We start from the raw sequence: 24,643 nt of genomic DNA, 5'->3' as shown, positions 1-24,643 counted from the left end.
CTTTCGGGCCGGATTGATAGCGGGCCGGGCGGGGTCTTGTCCAGTCGCGAGCAGGCAGATCGCCGATGCCGTTCAGCGCAAGATGGCCGGACGGCATCGGCACAGAGGCATCCTATGCGCGCAGTGCCATACGTTCGGCGGTCTGGCCGTCGATGACCGGATCACGCAGCACATAGCCGCGCCCCCAGACCGTTTCGATATGGCTTTCCCCGCCAAGCGCCGCCGCCAGCTTCTTGCGCAGCTTGCAGACGAACACGTCGATGATCTTCAGTTCCGGTTCGTCCATGCCGCCGTAAAGATGGTTCAGGAACATCTCTTTGGTCAGCGTCGTGCCCTTGCGCAGGCTGAGCAGTTCAAGGATCTGATATTCCTTGCCCGTCAGATTGATCGTGCGCCCCGCCACCTCGACCGAGCGGGCGTCAAGGTTCACCACCATTTCGCCGGTGCGGATCACCGACTGGCTGTGCCCTTTCGAGCGGCGGATGATCGCCTGAATGCGCGCCACCAGCTCGTCCCGGTTGAAGGGTTTGGTCATATAGTCATCGGCCCCGAAGCCGAAGCCCTTCAGCTTGCTTTCCGTATCGTCCGAGCCGGTCAGGATCAGGATGGGCGTGTCGACACGCGACATGCGGATCTGGCGCAGAACCTCCATCCCGTGCATGTCGGGCAAGTCCAGATCCAGCAGGATCAGGTCGTAATCATAGAGCTTGGCGAGGTCGATGCCCTCTTCGCCCATATCGGTGCGATAGACGTTGTAATTCGCGTGGGTCAGCATCAATTCGATGCTGCGCGCCGTGGTCGGGTCATCCTCGACCAGAAGGATTCGCATGTCATTGCCCCTGGTTAATACCGGTTACTCATCATTCCTTGCATGAAATGGTTAATATCACGTTACCGTGCATTCGCCTTGAACAAAACAATCTAAAGCTGTCTGAACTTTTGCAGTTGCGTGATTTTCAACGCATTGCGGCCATGACGGGCGAAAGCGCGCGTCCAGGCGTCGAATTCCTCGCCGGTCAGGCCGTAGCGTTCGATCGCATCTTCGCGCATCAAAAGCCCATGTTGCACCGCTGCAACGACGATGGCCTTGCGGCGTGCAACCCAGCGTGTTTCGGCCGGAGGAAGATCGGCAAGGGTAAGAATGGTTCCGTCGGGCAGCACCGCCGTGCGCGGCCCCGGTGTCTTCTTCAGAAACATTGGCTTGATCCTGTCTGTCTTGCCCCTGTTCTGGCAGAAACTTCTTAAGCCGCCGTGAAATGTGACAGGATTTCCAAGGCGCCCGACCTTGAGAATCCGCAGAATTTTCCTATAAATGTAACGAAACACGCCGCGCGCCTGCCCAAGGCCTGCCGCATAAGGACGATCATGACAGCCCCGAATGCCACCCTGCGCGATGACGCGCGCGACATGCCATTGAACTCGCTGGGTTTTGCGAAGCCTCCGGCGCAGACACGCGTGGTCGTGGCCATGTCGGGCGGCGTCGACAGCTCGGTCGTGGCGGCGATGCTGGCCGAGGAAGGCTATGACGTGATCGGCGTGACCCTGCAGCTTTACGATCATGGCGCGGCGCTGGCGAAAAAGGGCGCCTGCTGTGCCGGGCAGGATATTCATGATGCGCGGCGCGTCGCGGAACGCATCGGCTTTCCGCATTATGTGCTTGATTACGAAAACAAGTTTCGCGAATCGGTGATCGAGGAATTTGCCGATGCCTATCTGGCCGGCGCGACCCCGGTTCCCTGCATCCGCTGCAATGAACGGGTGAAATTCCGCGACCTTCTGCAGACCGCGCGCGAGCTGGACGCCGATTGCATGGCGACGGGCCACTATATCCGCCGTTTCGATGGCGCGCAGGGGGCCGAGCTGCACATGGCCGCCGATTCCAATCGCGACCAGAGCTATTTCCTGTTCTCGACCACGGATGACCAGCTGGAATTCCTGCGCTTTCCGCTGGGCGGGCTGCAAAGCAAGGCCGAGACCCGGGCGCTGGCTTCGAAATTCGGGCTGGCGGTCGCCGACAAGCCCGACAGTCAGGACATCTGCTTCGTGCCGGATGGCAATTATGCCAGCGTGATCGAAAAGCTGCGCCCCGGTGCAGCCGATCCCGGCGAGATTGTCGATCTGGACGGCAATGTACTGGGCCAGCATCGCGGCGTGATCCACTATACCATCGGTCAGCGCCGCGGCCTTGGCATCGGCGGGCTGGGCGATCCGCTTTACGTCGTCCGGCTGGAGCCTGACAGCCGCCGCGTCGTTGTCGGCCCAAAACAGGCGCTGGCCACGAAAGTCGTGCCGGTGACCGAGGTGAACTGGCTGGGCGATGTCCCGTTTCAGGGCGAAATCGCCATCAATGCCCGCATTCGTTCGACCCGGCCGCCGCGCCCGGCCATCCTTCGCCCGACCGGCCCGAACCGCGCCGAGATCGAGCTGCTGGCCCCCGAGGAAGGCGTCAGCCCCGGGCAGGCCTGCGTGTTTTATGCCACCGAAGGCACGCGCGTGCTGGGCGGCGGCTGGATCTCACACCGCCGCGGCGGCTAGCAGGCGCACCCGCTCGACCATTGCGCGCAGCCCGTTCGAGCGTTGCGCCGACAGATGTTCCTCCAGCCCCAGCCGCCGCAATTCGGCGGGGGCGTCGATGGCGGCGACCTGCCCGACCGGAACGCCGGAATACATCGCGTGCAGGATGGCGATCAGTCCGCGCACGATCAGCGCGTCGCTGTCGCCCTGAAAATCGAATGTCCCGGCCTCGATCCGGGGCATGATCCAGACCTGACTGGCACAGCCTTCGACCTTGGTGGCGGGCACCTGCAAGGCGGGATCCATCGGCGGCATGGCCTTACCCAGTTCGATGACGTGGCGATAACGCTCTTCCCAATCCTCCAGAAAATCGAAGGTCTCGGCGATTTCTTCAAAGGCGGGCGTGGCCATCTGGCATCCTTTCGCGTGCGGGCGCTTTGGCATAGCGCGCAGCCGCTGCAAGGTCAAAGAGGCTTTCGTCCCTGCCCGCTTTGCCTTATCAACGGGCGCAGAACCTCTGGGACATCAACGGGCCCGGACGACTGGGACGGGAATTGCGGACATGCGCTTCAGAACATTGGGCTATCTGTGCGTCGCGGGGCTGGTGCTGACCGGGTGCGGTCGGTTCGGCAGCGACAGCGGCCTGAACCCGCTGGGCTGGTTCGGTGGCAATTCGCAACCCCAGACGCTGGAGCCGGAAGGCGGCTATGTCACCGTCACGCAGGATCTGCGCCAGCCGCTGGCCCAGATCACCGGCGCCCGGTGGGAGCCGCTTTACGAGGGCCGGATGCTGGTCGTAACCGGGCTTGGCAACAGCAAGGGCTGGTGGGATGTGGCGCTTGTAACCGAAATGGCGATGCCCAGCGGGCGCATCCGTCCCGATCAGAATGGCGTCCTGCGCCTGCGCCTTGTCGGCAACCCGCCTGCCCCGCAAAGCGCCGCGGCGCGCAGCGCGGTCAATCCCGCCAGCGACACCATCACGACCGCGCTGACCCTGTCGCATGAGGCGATGGCGGGCCTGACGCAGGTGGTCATCACCGGCGCGGGAAATTCGGTGACCCTGCGCCCCTGACGCGCCGGGATCATGACGAAAAAGGGCGCCACTGCGGCGCCCTTTGGCATTTTTCAGGCCAGCCTCCCCGCCAGCCAGCGTCTTCGTCTCAGCCCATCTTGCGCAGATAGGTCCAGGTCGGCACGCGCGAATTGCGGGCAACGGACCAGCTTTCCGCATCGCCCAGATATTCAAAGCCGCAATTCGTCAGCACACGGGCCGAGCCGGGATTGTCCTGAAACGCCTCGGCAAACAATGTGCGCGAGCCATGCGGATTGGCCGCAGCCAAAGCCGCCACCGCCTCGGTCGCAAAGCCGGTATTCCAGAAACCCGCACCGACCCAGAAGCCCAGTTCGGACTGGTCACGCTCCAGCCGGGTCAGCGAGACCACGCCCAGAAGCTCGGCCAGCTTGTTCGTCGAGCCGTCGATCGCCCAGACATCTTCCTCACGCTCGGGCTGCATGGCGCGGCGGACATAGCTTTCCGTCGATCCCGGCGGCAGGGGATGCGGGATCGAGCGCGTGCCTTCGGCCACGCGGCGGTCCTGCGTGTAATGGGCGATCAGCCCCGCATCGGACGCGCGCAACGGGCGCAGCACGAAGCGTTCGGTCGCGATCACGGCCTGAGCATTCAGATCCGGCGCGATCAGGTTATTCATCTGTCTGTCCTCCCTCGTCCTCGAAATACATATGGGGTCGATCCCCCGAATGTCGAAGGGGACCGGCTTTCGCCGATCCCCCTATTTAGCACCGAAGTGTTAAAATCGGCTTATTCGGCAGCCTCAAGATTGGCCGGAAGCACGGAAATGAAGGTGCGACCCTTCAGACCCTTGCGGAAGGTCACGACGCCATCGGTCAGGGCGAACAGCGTGTGATCGCGGCCCATGCCCACGTTCGCGCCGGCCCACCAGGTGGTGCCGCGCTGACGCACGATGATGTTGCCTGCGACAGCCGACTGGCCGCCATACAGTTTCACGCCAAGACGACGACCAGCCGAATCGCGACCGTTGCGGGACGAACCGCCTGCTTTCTTATGTGCCATGGGTCAGTCTCCTTAGTTGGCGGTTGCGACATCATGCGCGTCGCGACGCGCAACGCGCGAACCGACGGCAGCTTTGACTTCGGTCTTGTCAGCGCCGCTTTCCAGCAGGTCGGTGACGCGCAGCAGGGTCAGTTGCTGACGGTGACCACGGGTGCGCTGCGAGCTGTGCTTGCGGCGGCGCTTGACATAGGTGATGACCTTGTCAGCCTTGATGGTGTCGATGACTTCGGCCTGAACCGCCGCACCCGAGACCAGCGGCGCACCAATGGTGGCACCGATCATCAGCACGTCGTTGAACTGCACCTTGTCACCGGCTTCGGCGTCCAGCTTTTCGACGCGCAGCACGTCACCGGCTTGGACCCGGTACTGCTTGCCGCCCGTCTTCAGAACTGCGAACATTCGCTTCTTCCTTTTCTGCCGCATCCTTTGGCCCCTGCATGGTGCAGGCGTTTCGGGGAAAGCCCCGCCTTCGGACAGCGCACCCTTCTTGTGGGTGAGATTAAAAATAACGACCGGCAACGGGCATGCACCCGGCCGGTGGCTGCCATATGGGGGATTCGTCGCCCGAAGTCAACAAAATTAGGCCGCCAGCTCTCCGGCCAGCGAGTTCGAGGAGCTGGCCCGGATCCGCACCCGCACCAGATCGCCGACCTGCGCATCGGGCGCATCGACGAATACCGCGTGCAGGTAATCCGACTTGCCGATCATCTGCCCCGGCAGACGGCCCGGCTTTTCAAACAGCACGCCCATTTCGCGGCCCACCATGCCCTCTTGCGTGGCCTTTTGCTGATGGGTCAGCAGGGCCTGCAATTCCTGCAGCCGGGCATCAGCCACGGCGCTGTCCACCTCGGGGCGGTCATAGGCGGGCGTGCCCGGACGCGGCGAATATTTGAAGCTGTAGGCCATGCCGAAGCCGACCTTGCGCACCAGATCCAGCGTGTCGCGATGGTCCTGATCGGTTTCGCCGGGAAAGCCCACGATGAAATCCGAGGTCAGCACGATATCGGGCCGCGCCTCGCGGATGCGGTCGATCAGGCGCAGATACTGTTCAGCGGTATGCTTGCGGTTCATCGCCTTCAGGATGCGGTCGCTGCCCGACTGGACCGGCAGATGCAGATAGGGCATCAGCTTCGGCTCGTGGCGGTGCGCCTCGATCAGATCGTCGGCCATGTCATTGGGGTGGCTGGTCGTATAGCGGATGCGCTCCAACCCGTCGATTTCGGCCAGATTGCGGATCAGGCGGCCAAAGCCCCATTCGCCGCCCTGCCCCTCGCCGTGCCAGCCATTGACGTTCTGGCCCAAGAGCGTGATCTCGCGCACGCCGCGCGCCACCAGATCGCGGGCCTCGGCCATGATGCGGCTGACGGGTCGGCTGACTTCGGCCCCGCGGGTATAGGGCACGACGCAGAAGGCGCAGAACTTGTCGCAGCCTTCCTGCACGGTCAGGAACGCAGCGGGCGCACGACGGGTCGCTGCGGGTTTCGGCAGATGCTCGAACTTGTCCTCGGCGGGGAATTCCGTATCGACGCCGCCGCCCGCGCGGGCCATGGCGGGCAGGCGGTGATAGGCCTGCGGGCCGACGACCAGATCGACGATGGGCATGCGGCGCTGGATCTCGGCGCCTTCGGCCTGAGCCACGCAGCCCGCCACGCCGATCTTCAGATCCGGGCGTTCGGCTTTCAGAGGCTTCAGGCGGCCCAGATCGGAATACAGCTTTTCGGCGGCTTTTTCGCGGATATGGCAGGTGTTCAGCAGCACCATGTCCGCGTCGGCCTGATTTTCGGTCAGCACATAACCCTCGGCGCCCATGGCTTCTGCCATGCGCTGGCTGTCATAGACATTCATCTGGCAGCCATAGGTCTTGATGAATAGCTTTTTGGTGGCCGTGGTGGCTTGGTCCGTCATGCCGCGCTGTCCTTGAGGTTCCGGCGCTGATACAGCAAAGCAGCCCCGTTGAAAAGTCCGCGCCGCATGACCGACCTGACCACCATCCCCACCATCGGCCCCGCCACCGCCAAGGCGCTGATCGCCGCCGGCGTGCCGGATGCCGAAACATTGCGGGCCATGGGCGCGCATCAGGCCTATCGCGCGCTGCTGGTCGCGGGCGGCAAGCCGCATTTCATCTGGTACTATGTGCTGGAGATGGCATTGCAAGGCCGTCCGTGGAACGATTGCCGGGGCGAGGAAAAGGCCATGCTGCGCCGCCGCTTCGACGCGCTGGTCGCCGAGACGCGCGGCGCGCCCAGCGGCATCGAGGCCGCGTTGCGCGACATCGGCCTGCTGCCGCCTCAGCGCAACTGACGGGCCATGAAGCGACCGGCGCGGCGCCATGCCTCGTCATTGTCGCCGCGAAAATTGAACTCGCGATGGATCAGCAGCTTTTCGGCCTGAACATCGATGGTGCTCGCAAACACCTGCAGGATCAGCGTGCTGGTTTTCTGCACCACGACGAAAAGCCCCTGCTCCGCGCCACGCTGGCGCAGCAGCCGCATCAGGCAATCCTGGGTCTGACGCGGGCAGGCCTCGGCAATGCTGTCCTGCGGCACCAGCGCGCCGCCCAGTTCGTCAGCCAGCGTCTGCGCCAACAGATCCAGCCGCCTTGCGTGATCGGCGCGTTGGTCCTGCGCCTCATGCGAGGTGTCCAGCAGCTTGACCGGCAGGATCGCCAACCCTTCGGCAAGGGCCGGGACCGGCAGAAGCGCAAGGATCAGGGCAAGACGGCGCATGGTGCCATGGCTGCGCCTGACAGCGCCGGTTGGCAAGTCGGACAAACGTCGCGCACGCACAGCAGCCCCCGGCATTCTGGCCCATTGAACGCCCCCCCGCGCCCGGCTAGCCTGCGGCAGAATTTTCCATAAGCAGAGGGTGACCCCATGAACCAACCGCAAAGCTGGGAAGCGCGCGCCGAGGAGTTTTCCCTTTACGGCTTTACCGACATGCCCTCGGTCCATGACCGCGGCACCGTCGTCGTGACGCATGGCGAAGGGCCCTATGTCGTCGATGTGCATGGCCGCCGCTATCTGGATGCCAATTCCGGGCTGTGGAACATGGTCGCGGGCTTTGACCACAAGGGCATGATCGACGCGGCCAAGGCGCAATATGAGCGGTTTCCGGGCTATCACGCGTTTTTCGGCCGCATGTCCGACCAGACGGTGATGCTGTCGGAAAAGCTGGTCGAGGTCTCTCCGTTCGCGTCGGGCAAGGTCTTCTATACCAATTCGGGATCCGAGGCGAATGACACGATGGTCAAGATGCTGTGGTTCCTGCACGCCGCCGAAGGCAAGCCGCAGAAACGCAAGATCCTGACGCGCTGGAACGCCTATCACGGGGTGACGGCGGTGTCGGCTTCGATGACGGGCAAGCCCTATAACTCGGTCTTCGGCCTGCCGATGGAGGGGTTCATCCACCTGACCTGTCCGCATTACTGGCGCTTTGGCGAAAAGGACGAAACCGAAGAGCAGTTCGTCGCCCGCCTCGCGCGTGAGCTTGAGGACGTGATCGCCCGCGAAGGTGCCGACACCATCGCCGGTTTCTTTGCCGAACCCGTGCAGGGCGCGGGCGGCGTGATCCCGCCCGCCAAGGGCTATTTTCAGGCCATCCTGCCGATCCTGAAGAAACACGATATCCCGATGATCTCGGATGAGGTCATCACCGGCTTCGGCCGCACCGGCAACACCTGGGGCGCCGAAACCTATGGTTTCATGCCCGATGCCATCATTTCGTCAAAGAACCTGACGGCGGGGTTTTTCCCGATGGGCGCGGTGATCCTTGGCCCGGAACTGGCCAAGCGCGTCGGCGATGCCGTCGAGGCGATCGAGGAATTTCCGCATGGCTTCACCGCCTCGGGCCATCCGGTCGGCTGCGCGATTGCGCTGAAGGCCATCGACGTGGTGATGAACGAGGGGCTGGCGCAGAACGTCCGCGACCTTGCCCCGCGCTTTGAACAGGAACTGCAGCGATTGGCGCAAAAGCCCAATATCGGCGAATATCGCGGCGTGGGCTTCATGTGGGCGCTGGAGGCGGTCAAGGACAAGGCCACGAAAACCCCCTTCGACGGCAAGCTGTCGGTCAGCGAACGCATCGCCAATACCTGCACCGATCTTGGGCTGATCTGCCGCCCCTTGGGTCAGTCGGTGGTGCTGGCCCCGCCCTTCATCCTGACGGCGGCGCAGATGGATGAGATGTTCCAGAAGCTGGAAGCCGCGCTGGACAAGGTATTCGCCGAAGTGGCCTGAGCGCCGCGGCGGCCCCTACCAGGGGTCGCCACCCCCCAGAACCGCGCGGGCCATCTGCACCCGCTCGGGCCGGATCCCGGCGCTTGCGGCGAAATCCAGCACGCGCTGATCCTGCTCCAGCAGAAAATCCAGCACGAATTGCGCGAATTCGGGGCGCGCCGACATGGCGCGCAGCCCGGCCACGTCGCTGCCCGATTGCGCCAGCAGCGCCTGAACCAGATCGGCATCAGCGGCAATATGCCCAAATCCGGCATCGGCAATGTCTCTGGCTTCGTTCGGGGTCATGGCGGCCTTTGAAATCTGACGCTTGGCAACACTTTGTTAACCAATTCCGGCGCAAGATGGCGGCAGGTTCAGCAGGTGTAAAGCGTACAGATGAACATGGCAGGCCGCATTCTGATCGTGGACAGCGTCCCGACCAATCGCATCACCACCAAGGTGCGGTTGACCTCGGCCTGCTATGACGTGACGGCGGTGGGCTCGGGGGCCGAGGCCTTGCGGCAGGCGCGCCTGACCCAGCCGCAGATCGTGCTGATCGGCACCGCGCTGCATGACATGACGCCCCCCGCGCTGTGCGCGGCGCTGCGCGACCTGCCCGGCGGCACGGATCTGCCCATCCTTGTTCACGCGCTTGAGGTCGGCGCGCGCATCGCCGCGCTGAAGGCCGGGGCCTCGGCGCTGATCGACGCGCTGGGGGATGAACTGACGCTGCTGGCCCGTATCCGCGGCCTGATGCGCGCCGATGAGCTTGAGCCCAGCGGCATGGCCGAGGCGCAGGCGGGCTTTATGCATGACGACCGCCCCCGCGCCGTCTTTGTCGCCGACCAGCCGGCAACCGCGCTGGGATGGCGTCACGCCTTGCAGACGCGGCTGGATTTTTCGATTCTGATCCGCGATCCCGAAGGCGCGCTTGCCGATGCGGCGCGCGGGCGGGTGCCGGATCTTTACCTGATCGCCGCCGATATCCAGCAATCCGGAGACGGGTTGCGGCTGCTGTCGGAACTGCGCTCGCGGCCCTTGTCGCGCGATGCCGGGTTCATCATCGTGCTGCGCCCCGAACGCAGCGAAATGACCTCGGTCGCGCTGGATCTGGGGGCGGGCGACGTGCTGCCGACCGAATTCGGCAATGCGGCCACGGCGACAGAGGCCGCGTTCCGCCTTGAGACGCAGCTGTCGCGCAAGCGCGAGGCCGACCGCCGCAAGCAGGAAACCCGGCGCAATGTGGCCTTTGCCATGACCGACCCGCTGACCGGGCTTTACAATCGCCGCTATGCCATGCCGCGACTGGCCGCGCTGTTCGACGCCTCGCGCAACAATGGCGAGGCGGTCGCGGTCATCGTCATGGATCTGGACCGCTTCAAGCAGGTGAATGACGTGCATGGCCATGCCGCGGGCGATGCGGTGCTGACGACCATCGCGACCCGTCTGGCCGAAACCCTGCCGCCCGAGGCGCTGCTGGCCCGCATCGGCGGCGAGGAGTTTCTGGCCGTGCTGCCCGGCCTGGTCGCCCGCGACGCCCGCGCCATCGCCGAGGAGCTGCGCGAATGCGTCATGGAAACCCCGGTGCCTTTGCCCGCGGGATGCAGCGCCGACACGCTGTCGGTGACGATCTCGGCCGGGATCGCGCTGGCCGATGACCATATGGCCGATGCCGATATCCTGATCGCCCATGCCGACCGCGCGCTGCTGACAGCCAAGTCCTCGGGGCGCAACCGCATCGTCATGGCCAGTTCGGCCATCGCGGCCTGACTGCGACATTCGGCGTGCTTTCCTTTCATCGCGGGACTGCCTACATTCAGGGCACGCGATCCCAAGGATATGCCATGGCTCAGGAAAACGACGCCCTGCCCGACCGCCCCGTCAAGACGGCGATGCTGCGCGGTGCCATGCGCCGCTGCCCCGCCTGCGGTCGGGGCGCGCTGTTTCAGGGCTATCTGACGGTGCGCGACCACTGCCCGCATTGCCATGAGGATCTGTCGCATCAACGCGCCGATGACGGCCCGGCCTATCTGACGATCCTGCTGGTGTCGCATCTGGGCGCGCCGCTGCTGCTGGCGGTGTTTCTGGCGTGGCGGCCCTCGGCCATGTCGATGCTGCTGGGTTTTGGGCTTGGGGCGATCGTGCTGTCCTTGGGGCTGCTGCCGGTCATCAAGGGGGCATTCGTGGGCTTTCAATGGGCACGGCGGATGCATGGCTTCGGCGAAAAGCCACAGGGGCAGCCGGTATGACCGCAGCCGATATGACCGACGCGCCGATCCGTGACGCGGCCACGCTGATCGTGCTGGACCGCGATGCCGCAGACGGGCCTTCGGTGCTGATGGGGCAGCGCGGCGCGAATGCGGTTTTCATGCCCTCGAAAAGCGTGTTTCCGGGCGGCGCGGTGGATGCGGCGGATGCCGCGTTTCAGGCCGATCTGCCGCCAGACCTGCTGCGCCTGCTGCAAGCCGAGCCGCGCGCCGGATCGGGCGTCACGCCGCACGCCATCGTCGCCGCCGCCCTGCGCGAATTGCTTGAGGAGACCGGGCTGATGACCGGCAGGCCGGGCCATGCGCCGCAAGGTTGGGACCGTTACGCCGCAGCCGGGCTTGCGCCCGACGCCTCGCGGCTGACCTTCATGTTCCGCGCCATCACGCCGCCCGGCCGGACGCGGCGCTTCGATGCGCGTTTCCTGCTGCTGGACGCCACGCATATCCATGGTGACCGCCACGATTTCAGCGCCGCCGATGATGAGCTGTCGCATCTGCATTGGGTGCCGCTTGCCAAGGCGCGCGCACTGGATCTGCCCTTCGTGACCGAGGTCGTGCTGGCCGAGATCGCGCAGCTCGCGGCCAGCGGGCGGCAGCCGGACTCGGTGCCGTTTTTCGACAATCGCGGCGCGCAGCCCCGCTTCACGCGGATCGCCTAGCGCCCGGTGAAGGCCGCCGCGCGCTTGCCCAGAAAGGCCGCAACGCCTTCGCGGAAGTCCTCGGTCGCGGCCAGTTCGGCCTGAAGCCGCGCCTCGACCTCAAGCTGTGCGGCCATGTCGTTATTGCCCGAGGCCGTCAGCGCATCGCGCACCGCCAGATAGGCCCGCGTCGGCCCCGTGGACAGGGCTGCGGCGCGCGCCGCGACCCGCGCCTCGAATTCGGCATCCGGCGCGGCTTCCCAGATCAGCCCCCAATCCGCCGCCTGCCCGGCGCTGAGAGGTTCGGCAAACAGCATCATCCCCTTGGCGCGGGCCAGACCCACCGCGCGCGGGATGATATGCGTGCCCCCCGCATCCGGCATCAAGGCGATGCGGGTAAAGGCTTGGATCAGCACGGCGCTTTCCGTTGCGATGACGACATCGGCAGCCAGCGCCAGATTGGCCCCCGCCCCGGCAGCGACGCCGTTCACCGCAGCGATCACCGGCACGCGCGCGCCGGTGATCGCCGCCAGCATCGGCTCATATTCCTCGCGCAGGACGCGGCCCACATCCAGCCCGGCCTCGGCATCGGTCAGATCCTGACCCGAGCAGAAGGCGCGCCCCGTCCCGGTCAGCACCGCGCAGCGCGTGTCTTCGGGCAGATCGTTGAACGCCTGGGCGATTTCAAGCCGCATGGTGCGGTTCAGGGCATTCATCACCTCGGGCCGGTTAAGCACGATGCGCGTGATGCCGTCCTGATGCGTGACGGCGATGGTCTGATGGCTCATGTCTTCCCCCCATTTCGGGGCCATCCTGCCCGCGCGCGCCGGTGGCGCAAAGCGCGACCTCGCGTCAGTCGCGCATGATCCGGTCCAGCCGGGCCTTCTCATCCTCGGTCAGGCGTTCGGGGGCGGGCTCGGTCGGCGCGGCACGCGACCGGATGAACTGCCAGCCGATCAGCAGGCCCAGAAGCGCCATGACCGGTCCGGCCAGATACAGCAGCCAGTTGATGCCCTGCGCGCGCGGCTGAAACAGCACATATTCCCCGAAGCGGTCGACCACCGCATCGACCGCCGCGTCATTGCTGTCGCCCGCAACCAGCCGTTCGCGCAGGTAAAGCCGCAGATCGCGGCTGATCGGCGCGTTCGATTCGTCGATGGTTTCGCCCGCGCAGACCGGACAACGCAGGATCTTCGAGATCTCACGCGCGCGGGCCTCAAGCGCGGGGTCGGACAGCACCTCATCGGGCTGAACGGCAAGGGCGGGGCTTGCAAGCAGCATCAGACAGATCAGCAGATAGCGCATCGGATCACTCGGCGGGCTGGGCGGCGCGAACGGGCTGGCGCGCACCGGCGGCCACGCGGTAACGCCGGTCCGACAGGCTGACGAACCCGCCAAGCGCCATCAGCGCACAGCCCAGCCAGATCCACGCGGCAAAGGGCTTGATATAACTGCGCACCGCCCAGCCACCGTCCTGCTGCGGATCGCCGATGACCAGATAAAGATCGCGAAACAGCCCGCTCTGGATCGCCGCTTCGGTCGTGGGCATGCCCTGCACGGTGTAAAGCCGTTTTTCGGGATGCAGCAGCGCGACCTGCCGCCCATCCCGGTCGACGCGCATGGTGGCGATCGTGGCGTCGTAATTCGGGCCGGGGCGGTCCTGCACATCCTCCAGCGTGATCTGATAGCCCGCGACATCGAAGCGTTCGCCGACCTTGACCACGCGAATATCCTCGACCTGCCATGCCATCAGCAGGCTGACCCCGATGAAAGTGACGCCGACCCCGGCATGGGAAATCGCCTTGCCCCAATCGGCGCGCGGCAGGCGCAACAGCCGCGACCAGCCGGAATTGCCGGTCCGCAGCCACAGATCCACGACCGCGCCCGCGACCAGCCATGCCCCCAGCCCCGCGCCGATCACCGCCAACGCCGAATGCCCGGTCGAGACGGCAAAGACCAGCGCCGCCACGGCCAGCGCAAACAGCAGCGCGCCTTTCAGCGGCGCGGCGACGCGCGCCAGTTGTCCACGTTTCCACGGGATGATCGCGCCCAGCGGCAGCACGATGGCGATGGCGATCATGAAGGGGGTGAAGGCCTTTTCAAAGAAGGGCGGGCCGACCGACAGCTTGCGGTCCCACAGCATCTCGGCCACCAGCGGCCAGACGGTGCCGATGAAGACCACGAAGCACGACACCGCCAGCAGGATATTGTTCAGCACCAGCCCCCCCTCGCGCGAGATGGGGGCAAAGACGCCCTTGGCCTGCATCGAGGCCGCGCGGAACGTATACAGCACCAGCGCGCCGCCGGTGAAAAACCCAAGGATCGCCAGAATGAACACGCCCCGCTCGGGGTCCGAAGCAAAGCTGTGCACCGATGTGATGACACCCGAGCGCACGATGAACGTGCCGATCAGCGAAAAGCCGAAGGCCATGATCGCCAAGAGGATGGTCCAGCTTTTCAGCACCTCGCGCTTTTCGACGACGATGGCGGAATGCAGCAGCGCACCCGCGATCAGCCATGGCATGAAGCTGGCATTTTCGACCGGATCCCAGAACCAGAACCCGCCCCAGCCAAGTTCGTAATAGGCCCACCACGATCCCAGCGCGATGCCGATGGTCAGAAACACCCATGCCGCCAGCGTCCAGGGCCGCACCCAGCGCGCCCACGCGGCGTCGACGCGGCCTTCGATCAGGGCGGCCACGGCAAAGCTGAAGGCCATGCTCAGCCCGACATAGCCAAGATACAGAAACGGCGGATGGAAGGCCAAGCCCGGATCCTGCAGCAGCGGGTTCAGGTCGCGCCCGTTGAAAGGGGCCGCATCCATGCGCCAGAACGGGTTCGAGGTGAACAGGATGAAGGCCAGAAACGCCACGCCGATCGAGCCCTGCACCGACAGCACGCGCGCCCGCAGGCTGGGCGGCAGGTTCGCATCAAAGACCGCCGCAGCCGCGCCGAACAGCGCAAGGATCAGCACCCACAGCAGCATCGACCCTTCGTGGTTCCCCCACACCCCCGAAATCTTGTAGATCATCGGTTTCGCGGTATGCGAATTCTCATAGACCAGTTTCAGCGAGAAATCCGAGGTGACAAAGGCCACCGTCAGCGCCGCAAAGGAAATCGCGATCAGCCCGAACTGCGCCACGGCGGCGGGGCGGGCGCTGTCGATCCAGCCGCTCCAGCCCTTGCTGGCACCGATCATCGGCACGATCATCTGAAAGATGGCCACCGCAAAGGCAAGCGTCAGGGCAAAATGGCCGATTTCCGCAATCACTGGCTGTCCTCCGGGTAGCTGCCCCGAAGGATAGCGGCGGTCCGGCAGGCAAGCCAGCCCTCCGAACCGCCTATATCGTCACATTGTGTCGCGTGCCGCCTGTTCCTCGGCCCAGTCGCGCAGCGCGGGATTATCGCCGAAACTGTCGCTGGAGGCTGCCGCGGATGACGGCGCGGCTTGCGGCGGGCGCGTGTCAAAGCGCGGGCGGACGCGGAAGTAATGCGCCTCGCGCGCGCCGAAATAGAAGCTGATGATCGCCCCCAGCAGCCACCACAGCGGTTCCGGCACAAGGTTCAGGTTCTCCATGCGCAGGCCGAATCCCTGCGGCTCGACCATGGCATAGACGAACAGCCCCATGGTCCCCAGCGTCAGAACCGGACGCGGCAGACGGTTCAACCCGTTCATGAAATCGTCGAACCAGCCGCGCCGTGCTGCCGCGAATTCGCCCGTCATCTGCGACATGGCGCGGGCATAGGCTTCCTCGTCCAGTTCCATCTTGCGGGTGGCGTTTTCGCGAAACACCTCGGCCACGCCGGTCGCGGCATTCGCGACGGTGGTGACGGCGGTGCTGGCGCCCAGAAAGCGGTCCATCATCCCCATGCTGCGATCCTCGCCTGATGCTGTGTGGGTGACAAGTGATACCGGGCCGAAATGAACTCCTCGGCCCGCGTGATCCAGCCGCCTTTGCCGCCCGCCCGCGTGCGGGCATATTTGCGGCTGGCCGGGCGGGCGTCGCCAAGCGCGTAGTAGTAATTCCGCCGCTCGATCCCATAGGCATCGGCAAAGAAGCCCTGCGCCGCCGCCTCGGCCTGTTGTGCGGCCAGGATGGTGCGCGGCCCGATCATCCCGTCATCGGTCGCGGCAAAGCCCATGCGCGTGCACAGCCGCTGCAGGATCTTGACCGCATTGCTTCCGGCATTCACATACATGTCGAACACCGACGCCTGAACCGAAGCAGGCAGTTCGGCCAGACGCGGCCTGCGGAAGTAATATTCCACGAAGATGCGCTGTGCGTCCGTGCGGGTCAGCGCCTTGACATCCGCCACGTCGATCCGGCCGTTTCCGGTCTTGTCGATCCCCAGCCGTTGCAGCGTCGCCAGCGTCACGCCGTAATTCGTCGCCCCGCCCGGATCGTCGGGGTCGTTGACGTAGCCCCCTTCACGCGCGACGATTTCCGCCGCGATCTGTTCCACCGTCTTCATCCCAGCCCCCACTTGGAAAAGCGGGGCCTAGGCTGAGCTTCGCCGGTTAACCCTTTGTTAACCTGCCGGGCGTTGCACGGCTGCGGGCGGGCTCATGAATTGGGATCTTCGTAGACGCCCTGCGCTTTCAGCGAATCGATCACCTCGCGCGGCATGTAATTCTCATCATGCTTGGCCAGAATTTCGCTGGCGACGAAGGTCTCGCCCTCCATGCGGCCCGTGCCGATCATGCCCTGGCTTTCCGCAAACAGATCCGGCAGCACCCCGGTAAACCGGACCGGGACCGAGGCCCCGCCATCCGTCACGCGAAAACTGACGGTCTCGCCCGCGCCCCGCTGCAACGTGCCTTCCTCGACCAGACCGCCAAGGCGGAACACCTCGCCCGGCGCGGGCGGCTCGGACGCCATCTGGCTGGGCGAGCGGTACAGGTTGATCCCGTCACGAAAGCCGTATCCGATCAGTCCCACCGCAAGGATCAAGGCGATCAAGGCGGCGACGATAATCTGGATGCGGCGCTTTTTCTTCAGTGACTTCATGGATCAACCTTGGCTTTCTCAGGAAGATTCGAACCTGATCGGATAGCGGAGGAACTGCGTGGCCTTGCCCGACACGCGCTCGGGATTGCCGGTGGTCAGAAAGCGCGACTGCCCGCCCTGACCCAGAAACTCGGGACGACGCTGCAAATAATCGCCCAGACTTTCGGCGACCAGTTGCGGCTGGGAATAGACCTTCACATCTGGCCCCAAAGCCTTCTGAAAAGCAGCCTGGACCAAGGGATAATGCGTGCAGCCAAGGATCGCCGCCTCGGGATGGGGCATCCGGCGCAGCAGCGCCTCGACATGGCTGGTGACCAGCGCCTCGGCCAGGATTTCATCGCCCTGCTCGATGGCATCGACGACACCGCCGCAGGGCTGCGCCTCGACATCGACGCCGATGGCGCGAAAGGCCAGTTCGCGCTGAAAGGCGCGGCTGGCGACGGTGGCGGGCGTGGCAAACAGCGCGACATGCTTCACCGCGACCTCGCGCGGGGGGGAATTGTCGCCCCAGCGCCGCTCGGTCAGGGCCTCGATCATCGGCACGAAGACCCCCAGCACGCGCTTGTCGGCGGGCAGCCAAGTTTCCTGCATCCGCTTCAGCGCCGCAGCCGAGGCGGTATTGCAGGCCAGAATGACCAGATCACAGCCCTCGTCCCACAGCCGCGACACGCCGGCGCAGGTCAGGTTGAAGATATCTTCCGCGTCGCGCACACCATAGGGCGTGTGCTTGTTGTCGCCCAGATAGACCAGCGGCAATTCGGGATGACGGGCGGCAACGGCGTCCAGAACGGTCAACCCACCAAGACCCGAATCGAAGATGCCCACTGCCATGACTAGCCCTTTCCGCTCGCAACGCGCCTTTTTAGGACGCGTTGCCCGGCTTGTCACTCCGCCGCTTGCAGGATGGGCGCACCGCCCGCGCGAAAGGCATCCAGCAGCTCCTGGCGACGTTTCGCCGCCTTTTCAGCCGCTGCATCCTTGACGAGCCCGTAACCCCGCACCTCCAGCGGCAGCTCGGCCAGCTCGCGCGCGATGGGCAATGTCGCGGATGTGATCCCGGCCAGCACCTCGCGCATGTCGGTTTCGTATTGCGCGATGGCGGCGCGTTCGGCGCGGCGCTCGGGCATCCAGCCAAAGGGATCAAGGACCGAGCCGCGCAGCCGCTTCATCCGCGCCAGCACACGAAACACCGGCAGAACCCATGCGCCGAATTCGCGCTTCAAGGGCCGCCCGTCCGGATCGCGTCCGGGCAGGATCGGCGGCGCCAGATGAAAGCTCAGCCGCGCACCTGGCTCGAATTCCTCGGCGATCTGCCCGGCGGTGGTCAGATGCAGGCGGGCGACTTCGTATTCGTCCTTATAGGCCAGCAGCTTGTAAAACCCGCGCGCCACGCTGTCGCACAGGTCCCGCGGCGCCAGCGCAACCAGCGCGCGGAAGCGGTCCGCCAGCGCCTGATCCTGATACTCGACCAGACGGCTGGCGCGATATTCGACCGGGTCGGGCGACAGCGTGGTGACATTCGGCCCCGCCGCGATGCGGCCCGCCGCCTGCGGATCCAGCATGGCCCAGCGACCGATCTGGAAGGCCCGCTGATTTTCCGCGACCTTGGCGCCGTTCAACTCGATCGCGCGCAGGATCGCGGCTTCGGTCAGCGGGATCAGGCCGCGCTGCCACGCCGCCCCCAGCACCAGCATGTTGGAATATATCGAATCGCCCAAAAGCCGCAGCGCCAGCGTCGAGGCATCGAAGAACCCCACCTTGTCACCCAGCCGGGCCTGCAGCGACATGCGCAGCCGGTCGGCAGGGATCTGGAAATCGCGGTTCTTGGTGAATTCGCCGGTGACGATCTCATGTTCGTTGACCACGCCGCCGGTCCGGCCCTGCGTCATCAGCCCGATGGTCTTGGCGCCTGCCGTCACCACCAGATCGCCGCCAATAATGCAGTCGGCCTCGCCCACGGCGACCCGGATGGCGCTGATGTCTTGCGGCCGGTTGGCCAGCCGCAGGTGGATATGCACCGCGCCGCCCTTCTGGGCCAGCCCCGCCATCTCCATCATGCCCGCGCCCTTGCCGTCGATATGCGCGGCCTGCGCCAGAACCGCGCCGATGGTCACGACGCCCGTGCCGCCGACGCCGGTGATGACGACGTTGTGCGTGCAGTGGATCGCAGGCAGCACTGGCTGGGGCATCTGCGGCAGGTCCAGCGCCTGCGCCTGTGCGCGCCTGGGCTTTGCCCCCCGGACCGAGACGAAACTGGGGCAGAAGCCTTTGACGCAACTGTAATCCTTGTTGCAGCCGGATTGGTCGATGGCGCGCTTGCGGCCCAGTTCGGTATCCTGCGGCACGATCGAGACGCAGTTCGACTGCACGCCGCAATCGCCGCAACCCTCGCAGACCTCGGGATTGATCCAGATGCGGCGGTCGGGATCGGCGAATTTTCCGCGTTTGCGGCGGCGGCGTTTCTCGGCGGCGCAGGTCTGGATATAGACGATGGCGCTGACGCCCTGCACCTGCTCAAGCTCTTTCTGCACGGCCAGCATCGCGGCGCGTTCCTCGAACCGCAGGCCATCGGGAAATTGCGCGCGGTCGATCTGTTCCTTTTCGTCATAGACGGCGATGACGGGCGACACGCCCATGGCCTGCAACTCGCGGACGATCTGCGGCGCGGTCAGCCCGCCTTCATTGGGCTGGCCGCCGGTCATGGCGACGGCATCGTTGAACAGCAGCTTATAGGTGATATTCGCCCCCGCAGCCAAAGCCGCGCGGATCGCCAGAGACCCGGAATGATTATAGGTTCCGTCGCCAAGATTTTGGAAAACATGCGATCTTTTGCTGAACGGACCTTCGCCGATCCAGTTCGCGCCCTCGGCCCCCATATGGGTAAAGCCCACAGTATCGCGGTCCATCCACTGCACCATATAGTGACAGCCGATCCCGGCATAGGCCCGCGCGCCATCCGGAAGCCGGGTCGATGTGTTATGCGGACAACCCGAACAAAACCAAGGGGTTCTTGTAGAAATCTCAGGTGCATTATCATTGCGGCGCACTTCGGTCAGACGCTGCAATCCCGCCTTGATCGCCTCGGTGCCCCGGCCTTCCTCGATCAGGATGCCGCCCAGCTTTTCGGCGATCATCACCGGGTCCAGCGCATAGCGCGTCGGAAACAGTTCGGCCCCGGTGCGGTCATGCTTCCAGCCCAGCACGCGGCGGCCATGACGATTGTCAAAGATCGCCTCTTTGACCTGCACCTCGATCAGCTTGCGCTTTTCCTCGACCACGACCACGACTTCCAGCTTTTCGGACCATTCCTGAAAGCTGCGCATGTCCATGGGCCAGGTCTGCCCCACCTTATAGGTCGAGATACCCAGCCGCTCGGCCTCGGCCTGATCGATGCCCAACAGCGACAGCGCATGGACCAGATCCAGCCAGTTCTTGCCCGCGGCGACAAAGCCGATCTTGGCCGTCGGCTTGTCCCAGACTGGATGGTCGATGCGGTTGGCGCGGGAAAACGCCTCGGCCGCGAAGCGCTTATAGTCGATCATCCGCGCTTCCTGCGCGATGGGCGTGTCGCCCAGCCGGATGTTCAGCCCACCCTGAGGCATGGCAAAATCCGGCGCGACAAAGCGCAGCCGCATCGGGTCGCCATCGACGACACTGGTGGCCTCGACCGTGTCCTTCATCGTCTTCAGCCCGGTCCAGACCCCGGCAAACCGCGACAGCGCAAAGCCGTAAAGCCCGTAATCCAGAATTTCCTGCACACCGGCCGGGGACAGGACGGGGATATAGGCATCCACCATCGCCCAATCCGACTGATGCAGTACGGTCGAGCTTTCGCCGGTGTGATCGTCCCCCATCGCCATGACAACACCGCCAAAGCGCGACGAGCCCGCCATATTGGCGTGACGCATCACATCGCCCGACCGATCCACCCCCGGCCCCTTGCCATACCACAGCGCAAAGACGCCATCATGGCGCCCCTCGCCGCGCAATTCGGCCTGCTGGCTGCCCCAGATGGCGGTGGCGGCCAGATCTTCGTTCAGACCGGGCTGGAACAGCACCTGCGCGGCGGTCAGTTCCTGTTTCGACTTCATCATCTGCAGATCGACGCCGCCAAGGGGCGATCCGCGATAGCCGGTAACAAGGCCCGCCGTATCCAGACCCGCGGCCTTGTCCCGCGCGGCCTGCATCATCATCAGGCGCACCAGCGCCTGCGTTCCGTTCAGCAGCACATGTCGTTTCGACAGATCGAACCGGTCCGACAGGGTAAAATCCTGCACACTCATCTGGCCCTCCCAAGCTGGATGACTGGTATGGTGGCATTATAGGTCAGAAAAGCTGACTGACGAAGGAATTTTTCTTCACACTCTTGCGTCTTGCCCCGTTGCGCTTAGATGCTAAGGGTTGCAAAATTTGCATAGCTGATCACGCACGAAAGCACCGTCATGGACTGGGACAAGTTAAGAATATTTCACGCCGTCGCGGATGCGGGGTCGTTGACCCATGCTGGCGATGTGCTGCACCTGTCCCAATCCGCTGTCAGCCGGCAGATCCGTGCGCTGGAAGATTCGCTTGGAACCACGCTTTTTCACCGCCATGCCCGTGGCCTGATTCTGACGGAACAGGGCGAATTGCTGTTTGAGGCCACGTCCTCGATGGTGCGCAAGCTGGACACAACCGCCGCGCGCATCAAGGACAGCGAAGAACATGTCTTTGGCGAATTGAAGGTCACCACGACAACGGGCTTCGGCACGATGTGGCTGGTGCCACGTCTGGCCAAGCTTTACGACCGCTATCCCGATCTGAAAATCGACCTGATGCTGGAAGAGCGGGTACTGGACCTTCCCATGCGCGAGGCGGACGTAGCCATCCGCATGAAGGAACCCAGCCAGCAGGATCTGATCCGCCGCCGCCTGCTGAACATCCGCATGCGGCTTTATGCGACGCCGGAATATCTGGCGCGGGCCGGAACGCCCCGCTCGGTCGAGGAACTGGGCCCGCACCGCTTGATCTGCCAGGCGCCGCAGACGCCGCAGGTCAGTTCGGGCGCGGTGCTGGCGCAGATGCTGCTGGCGCAGAACATGACCTCATCGCTGCTGGTGAACAATTATTTCGGCGTGCTGCAAGGCGTTCTGAACCATGTTGGCGTGGGGATCCTGCCGGATTACCTGACCGCCGATTTTCCGAACCTGACGCGCGTGCTGCCCGATATCGAAAGCAATGAAGTGCCGGTTTTTCTGGCATTCCCCGAAGAGCTGCGCACCTCCCGCCGCGTCGCGGCGTTCCGCGATTTCGTGCTGGAGGAGATTCAGGCCATCCGCAAGAACCAGACCGAGGCTGAGGCGCTGCTGGCCAGCCGGGGCTGAACCGCGCGGAATCCTGCGGTTCCGCTATGGTAAAAATGAGCCATTCCGAAACTGCATATCCGTCATGACAGTGATTTCGGCTTTCAGTCTTGAACGGTTCGCAAACTGCACATATTTCGGACTGCGAGGGCGATGATTTGAGGAAACTCGCATCACCTTCAACCTCCCTGTTGGACTTAGGCCGGGCTTCATGCCCGGCTTTTTTTTGCCCTGTCGCGCCCTATGGCCGTCTCGCAGTGCATCTTGGCCCGTGCCGCCTCTTTCCTAAATCCTCAGCGCCCCTTAAAAGGCGGCAAACCGGGGAATAAGGGCGCCAGCATGACCGAACCGCAGATCACCACCGACCTGATTGCCGCGCATGGCCTGAAGCCCGACGAATATCAGCGCATTCTGGATATTATCGGGCGCGAACCGACCTTCACCGAACTGGGCATCTTTTCGGCGATGTGGAACGAACATTGTTCCTACAAGTCCTCGAAGAAATGGCTGCGCACCTTGCCGACCAGCGGCCCGCAGGTCATCTGCGGCCCGGGCGAGAATGCGGGCGTCGTCGATATCGGCGACGGTCAGGCCGTGGTCTTCAAGATGGAAAGCCATAACCACCCCAGCTATATCGAACCGCATCAGGGCGCGGCCACCGGCGTCGGCGGTATCCTGCGCGACGTGTTCACCATGGGCGCGCGCCCGATTGCCGCGATGGATGCGCTGTCCTTCGGTCTGCCCAGCCATCCGAAAACCGCGCATCTGGTCAAGGGCGTGGTCGAGGGCATTGGCGCCTATGGCAACGCCTTCGGCGTGCCGAATGTCGGCGGCGAGGTGCGGTTTCACGCCAGCTATAACGGCAACTGCCTTGTGAATGCCTTTGCGGCGGGTCTGGCCGATACCGACAAGATCTTCTATTCGGCCGCGTCGGGCGTGGGCATGCCCGTTGTCTATCTTGGCGCCAAGACCGGCCGCGATGGCGTCGGCGGTGCGACCATGGCCTCGGCGGAATTCGACGACACGATCGAGGAAAAGCGCCCCTCCGTGCAGGTCGGAGACCCCTTCACCGAAAAATGCCTGCTGGAAGCCTGCCTTGAACTGATGAAGACCGACAGCGTGATCTCGATCCAGGACATGGGCGCGGCGGGTCTGACCTGTTCTGCCGTGGAAATGGGCGACAAGGGCGGTCTGGGCATCAAACTGGTGCTGGACAACGTGCCGCAGCGCGAAACCGCAATGACCGCATATGAGATGATGCTGTCGGAATCGCAGGAACGCATGTTGATGGTCCTGAAGCCCGAAAAAGAGGCTGAGGCCCGCGCGATCTTTGAAAAATGGGATCTGGATTTCGCCATCGTCGGGGAAACCATCGCCGAGGACCGCTTCCTGATCGTGCATGGCAATGAGGTCAAGGCAGACCTGCCGCTGTCGAAACTGTCCTCCAGCGCGCCGGAATATGACCGTCCGTGGGTCGAAACGCCCGCGGCTGCGGCCATGCCCGCCCTGCCCGAGATCAGCCCGATTGCAGCGCTGAAGGCGCTGATCGGCAAGCCGAGCTATGCCCACAAGGCATGGGTCTGGCAGCAATATGACACGCAGGTCGGTGCAGATACCGTGCGTCGGCCAGGTCTGGGCGCAGGCGTCGTCCGGGTGCATGGCACCGACAAGGCGCTGGCCTTCACCAGCGACGTGACCCCGCGCTATGTCAAGGCAAACCCCTTTGAAGGCGGCAAGCAGGCCGTGGCCGAAGCCTATCGCAACCTGACGGCCTGCGGTGCGCTGCCCTTGGCCACGACCGACAACCTGAATTTCGGCAATCCCGAAAAGCCCGAGATCATGGGCCAGTTGGTCGGCGCGATCAAAGGCATAGGCGAGGCCTGCGCGGCGCTGGATTTCCCGATCGTGTCGGGCAACGTCTCGCTTTACAATGAAACGGACGGCAAGGGCATTCTGCCCACCCCCACCATCGGCGGCGTCGGCCTGATCGCCAATCTGGACGATCTGATTGCGGGCCTGCCCTCGGATGGGGATGTGGCGCTGGTCATTGGCACGACCGAAGGCCATCTGGGCCAGTCCGCGCTGGCCGCCGAAGCTTTTGGCATCGAGGCGGGCGATGCGCCGCATGTCGATCTGGCGGCGGAACGCAAGAATGGCGAATTCCTGCGCGCGAACCGCAAGCTGCTCAGCTCGGCCAGCGACCTGTCGGATGGCGGGCTTGCGCTGGCAGCGTTCGAGATGGCCGAGGCGGCAGGCACCGGCGTCACGCTGGACAGTGCCGACATCGGCCAGCTTTTTGGCGAGGATCAGGCCCGCTATCTGGTCGCCTGCTCGGCCACCAATGCCGAGGCGCTGCAGCAGGCCGCTGCGGAAGACGGGGTCGCGGTTTCGGTCGTGGGCCGCTTTGGCGGCGCATCGGTCAGCATGGGGGGCGAGGCCGCCGATCTGGCGCAGCTGTCGACGCTGTATCGCAGCGCCTTTGAAGAGCAGCTTAATCTGGCCGTCGCCTGATCCGAAACATCGCTGGCAGCGCCTGCATGGCGCTGCTAGCCTGCGCGGCAGTTCAG

Annotated in this window: 26 protein-coding genes; 9 read left to right on the top strand and 17 right to left on the bottom strand. The window is 64.5% G+C overall.

What is annotated here, in order from left to right:
• Nucleotides 1-112: 112 nt before the first annotated feature.
• Nucleotides 113-829 (bottom strand): response regulator transcription factor CtrA, encoded by a 717-nt coding sequence (gene ctrA / locus GL284_RS04145; RefSeq protein WP_155043387.1) that lies wholly within the window; start codon nt 827-829, stop codon nt 113-115.
• Between the two features lie 92 nt (nt 830-921).
• Nucleotides 922-1,197, bottom strand: a complete 276-nt coding sequence (gene sciP, locus GL284_RS04140; RefSeq protein WP_155043386.1) for a CtrA inhibitor SciP — start codon at nt 1,195-1,197, stop codon at nt 922-924.
• Nucleotides 1,198-1,365: 168 nt separating this feature from the next.
• Here sciP and mnmA point away from each other — a divergent pair, with 168 nt between their 5' ends.
• Nucleotides 1,366-2,535 (top strand): tRNA 2-thiouridine(34) synthase MnmA, encoded by a 1,170-nt coding sequence (gene mnmA / locus GL284_RS04135; RefSeq protein ID WP_425274164.1) that lies wholly within the window; start codon nt 1,366-1,368, stop codon nt 2,533-2,535.
• Here the strand turns inward: mnmA and GL284_RS04130 are convergent.
• Nucleotides 2,515-2,925 carry a SufE family protein gene (locus tag GL284_RS04130; RefSeq protein WP_155043385.1) on the bottom strand — a complete coding sequence of 137 codons (411 nt, stop codon included), beginning with the start codon at nt 2,923-2,925 and terminating at the stop codon, nt 2,515-2,517. The genes mnmA and GL284_RS04130 overlap by 21 nt on opposite strands.
• A gap of 151 nt (nt 2,926-3,076) precedes the next feature.
• Here GL284_RS04130 and GL284_RS04125 point away from each other — a divergent pair, with 151 nt between their 5' ends.
• The gene (locus tag GL284_RS04125; protein ID WP_155043384.1) at nt 3,077-3,586 is read left to right on the top strand and encodes a hypothetical protein; all 510 of its coding nucleotides are present in this window, start codon (nt 3,077-3,079) and stop codon (nt 3,584-3,586) included.
• A gap of 88 nt (nt 3,587-3,674) precedes the next feature.
• Here GL284_RS04125 and GL284_RS04120 read toward each other — a convergent pair whose 3' ends face one another.
• The 4 genes from GL284_RS04120 to miaB form a co-directional block, all read right to left on the bottom strand.
• Complete coding sequence (locus GL284_RS04120; protein ID WP_155043383.1) at nt 3,675-4,223, bottom strand: GNAT family N-acetyltransferase; 549 nt, start codon at nt 4,221-4,223, stop codon at nt 3,675-3,677.
• A 110-nt stretch (nt 4,224-4,333) separates the two neighbouring features.
• Nucleotides 4,334-4,606, bottom strand: a complete 273-nt coding sequence (gene rpmA, locus GL284_RS04115) for a 50S ribosomal protein L27 (protein WP_155043382.1) — start codon at nt 4,604-4,606, stop codon at nt 4,334-4,336.
• 12 nt (nt 4,607-4,618) lie between these two features.
• Nucleotides 4,619-5,005 (bottom strand): 50S ribosomal protein L21, encoded by a 387-nt coding sequence (rplU, locus tag GL284_RS04110; RefSeq protein ID WP_155043381.1) that lies wholly within the window; start codon nt 5,003-5,005, stop codon nt 4,619-4,621.
• Nucleotides 5,006-5,185: 180 nt separating this feature from the next.
• Nucleotides 5,186-6,511: a tRNA (N6-isopentenyl adenosine(37)-C2)-methylthiotransferase MiaB gene (gene miaB / locus GL284_RS04105; protein WP_155043380.1), complete on the bottom strand. Its 1,326-nt coding sequence runs from the start codon at nt 6,509-6,511 to the stop codon at nt 5,186-5,188.
• A gap of 66 nt (nt 6,512-6,577) precedes the next feature.
• Here miaB and GL284_RS04100 point away from each other — a divergent pair, with 66 nt between their 5' ends.
• A complete protein-coding gene (locus tag GL284_RS04100; protein WP_155043379.1) occupies nt 6,578-6,907 on the top strand; it encodes a TfoX/Sxy family protein in 330 nt (109 codons plus the stop codon).
• Here the strand turns inward: GL284_RS04100 and GL284_RS21250 are convergent.
• A complete protein-coding gene (locus tag GL284_RS21250; protein WP_196216704.1) occupies nt 6,895-7,332 on the bottom strand; it encodes a DUF2380 domain-containing protein in 438 nt (145 codons plus the stop codon). The two genes, GL284_RS04100 and GL284_RS21250, sit on opposite strands and share 13 nt — an antisense overlap.
• A 147-nt stretch (nt 7,333-7,479) precedes the next feature.
• Between GL284_RS21250 and GL284_RS04090 the strand changes: the two genes are divergently transcribed.
• Nucleotides 7,480-8,841: an aminotransferase gene (locus GL284_RS04090; RefSeq protein ID WP_155043377.1), complete on the top strand. Its 1,362-nt coding sequence runs from the start codon at nt 7,480-7,482 to the stop codon at nt 8,839-8,841.
• A 15-nt stretch (nt 8,842-8,856) separates the two neighbouring features.
• Here the strand turns inward: GL284_RS04090 and GL284_RS04085 are convergent, their stop codons facing one another.
• Nucleotides 8,857-9,126: a DUF3572 domain-containing protein gene (locus tag GL284_RS04085; protein ID WP_155043376.1), complete on the bottom strand. Its 270-nt coding sequence runs from the start codon at nt 9,124-9,126 to the stop codon at nt 8,857-8,859.
• A gap of 90 nt (nt 9,127-9,216) precedes the next feature.
• On the opposite strand from GL284_RS04085, the gene GL284_RS04080 reads away from it, so the two are divergent.
• The 3 genes from GL284_RS04080 to GL284_RS04070 all read left to right on the top strand — a co-directional run bounded on the left by GL284_RS04080 (nt 9,217) and on the right by GL284_RS04070 (nt 11,746).
• A complete protein-coding gene (locus GL284_RS04080) occupies nt 9,217-10,590 on the top strand; it encodes a diguanylate cyclase (protein ID WP_230382899.1) in 1,374 nt (457 codons plus the stop codon).
• 74 nt (nt 10,591-10,664) lie between these two features.
• Nucleotides 10,665-11,069: a DUF983 domain-containing protein gene (locus GL284_RS04075; RefSeq protein WP_155043375.1), complete on the top strand. Its 405-nt coding sequence runs from the start codon at nt 10,665-10,667 to the stop codon at nt 11,067-11,069.
• On the top strand, nt 11,066-11,746 hold the full coding sequence (locus tag GL284_RS04070; RefSeq protein ID WP_155043374.1) for an NUDIX hydrolase: 681 nt from the start codon (nt 11,066-11,068) through the stop codon (nt 11,744-11,746). Before GL284_RS04075 ends, GL284_RS04070 begins: the two co-directional genes overlap by 4 nt.
• Here GL284_RS04070 and GL284_RS04065 read toward each other — a convergent pair.
• The 8 genes from GL284_RS04065 to GL284_RS04030 form a co-directional block, all read right to left on the bottom strand.
• Entirely contained in the window at nt 11,743-12,513 is a 771-nt protein-coding gene (locus tag GL284_RS04065; protein WP_155043373.1) for an enoyl-CoA hydratase-related protein, read from the bottom strand. The two genes, GL284_RS04070 and GL284_RS04065, sit on opposite strands and share 4 nt — an antisense overlap.
• 64 nt (nt 12,514-12,577) lie before the next feature.
• Nucleotides 12,578-13,030, bottom strand: a complete 453-nt coding sequence (locus tag GL284_RS04060; RefSeq protein WP_155043372.1) for a cytochrome c-type biogenesis protein — start codon at nt 13,028-13,030, stop codon at nt 12,578-12,580.
• A 4-nt stretch (nt 13,031-13,034) separates the two neighbouring features.
• Complete coding sequence (locus tag GL284_RS04055; protein ID WP_341870274.1) at nt 13,035-14,996, bottom strand: heme lyase CcmF/NrfE family subunit; 1,962 nt, start codon at nt 14,994-14,996, stop codon at nt 13,035-13,037.
• 78 nt (nt 14,997-15,074) lie between these two features.
• Nucleotides 15,075-15,596, bottom strand: coding sequence for a holin family protein (locus GL284_RS04050; protein WP_196216703.1), 522 nt, complete (start codon nt 15,594-15,596; stop codon nt 15,075-15,077).
• Nucleotides 15,587-16,198, bottom strand: a complete 612-nt coding sequence (locus tag GL284_RS04045) for a holin-associated N-acetylmuramidase (RefSeq protein WP_155043371.1) — start codon at nt 16,196-16,198, stop codon at nt 15,587-15,589. Before GL284_RS04045 ends, GL284_RS04050 begins: the two co-directional genes overlap by 10 nt.
• A 92-nt stretch (nt 16,199-16,290) precedes the next feature.
• The gene (gene ccmE, locus GL284_RS04040) at nt 16,291-16,734 is read right to left on the bottom strand and encodes a cytochrome c maturation protein CcmE (RefSeq protein ID WP_155043370.1); all 444 of its coding nucleotides are present in this window, start codon (nt 16,732-16,734) and stop codon (nt 16,291-16,293) included.
• Nucleotides 16,735-16,752: 18 nt separating this feature from the next.
• Complete coding sequence (locus GL284_RS04035) at nt 16,753-17,565, bottom strand: glutamate racemase (RefSeq protein ID WP_155043369.1); 813 nt, start codon at nt 17,563-17,565, stop codon at nt 16,753-16,755.
• A 53-nt stretch (nt 17,566-17,618) separates the two neighbouring features.
• Nucleotides 17,619-21,017, bottom strand: a complete 3,399-nt coding sequence (locus GL284_RS04030; protein ID WP_155043368.1) for an indolepyruvate ferredoxin oxidoreductase family protein — start codon at nt 21,015-21,017, stop codon at nt 17,619-17,621.
• Between the two features lie 159 nt (nt 21,018-21,176).
• Between GL284_RS04030 and GL284_RS04025 the strand changes: the two genes are divergently transcribed.
• On the top strand, nt 21,177-22,097 hold the full coding sequence (locus GL284_RS04025; protein ID WP_155043367.1) for a LysR family transcriptional regulator: 921 nt from the start codon (nt 21,177-21,179) through the stop codon (nt 22,095-22,097).
• Nucleotides 22,098-22,415: 318 nt separating this feature from the next.
• Complete coding sequence (gene purL / locus GL284_RS04020) at nt 22,416-24,587, top strand: phosphoribosylformylglycinamidine synthase subunit PurL (RefSeq protein ID WP_155043366.1); 2,172 nt, start codon at nt 22,416-22,418, stop codon at nt 24,585-24,587.
• Nucleotides 24,588-24,643 lie beyond the last annotated feature (56 nt).

It is taken from the genome of Paracoccus shanxieyensis (assembly GCF_009711265.1).
Taxonomy (GTDB): Bacteria; Pseudomonadota; Alphaproteobacteria; order Rhodobacterales; family Rhodobacteraceae; genus Paracoccus; species Paracoccus shanxieyensis.
This window is presented reverse-complemented; position numbering and strand designations above follow the sequence as displayed.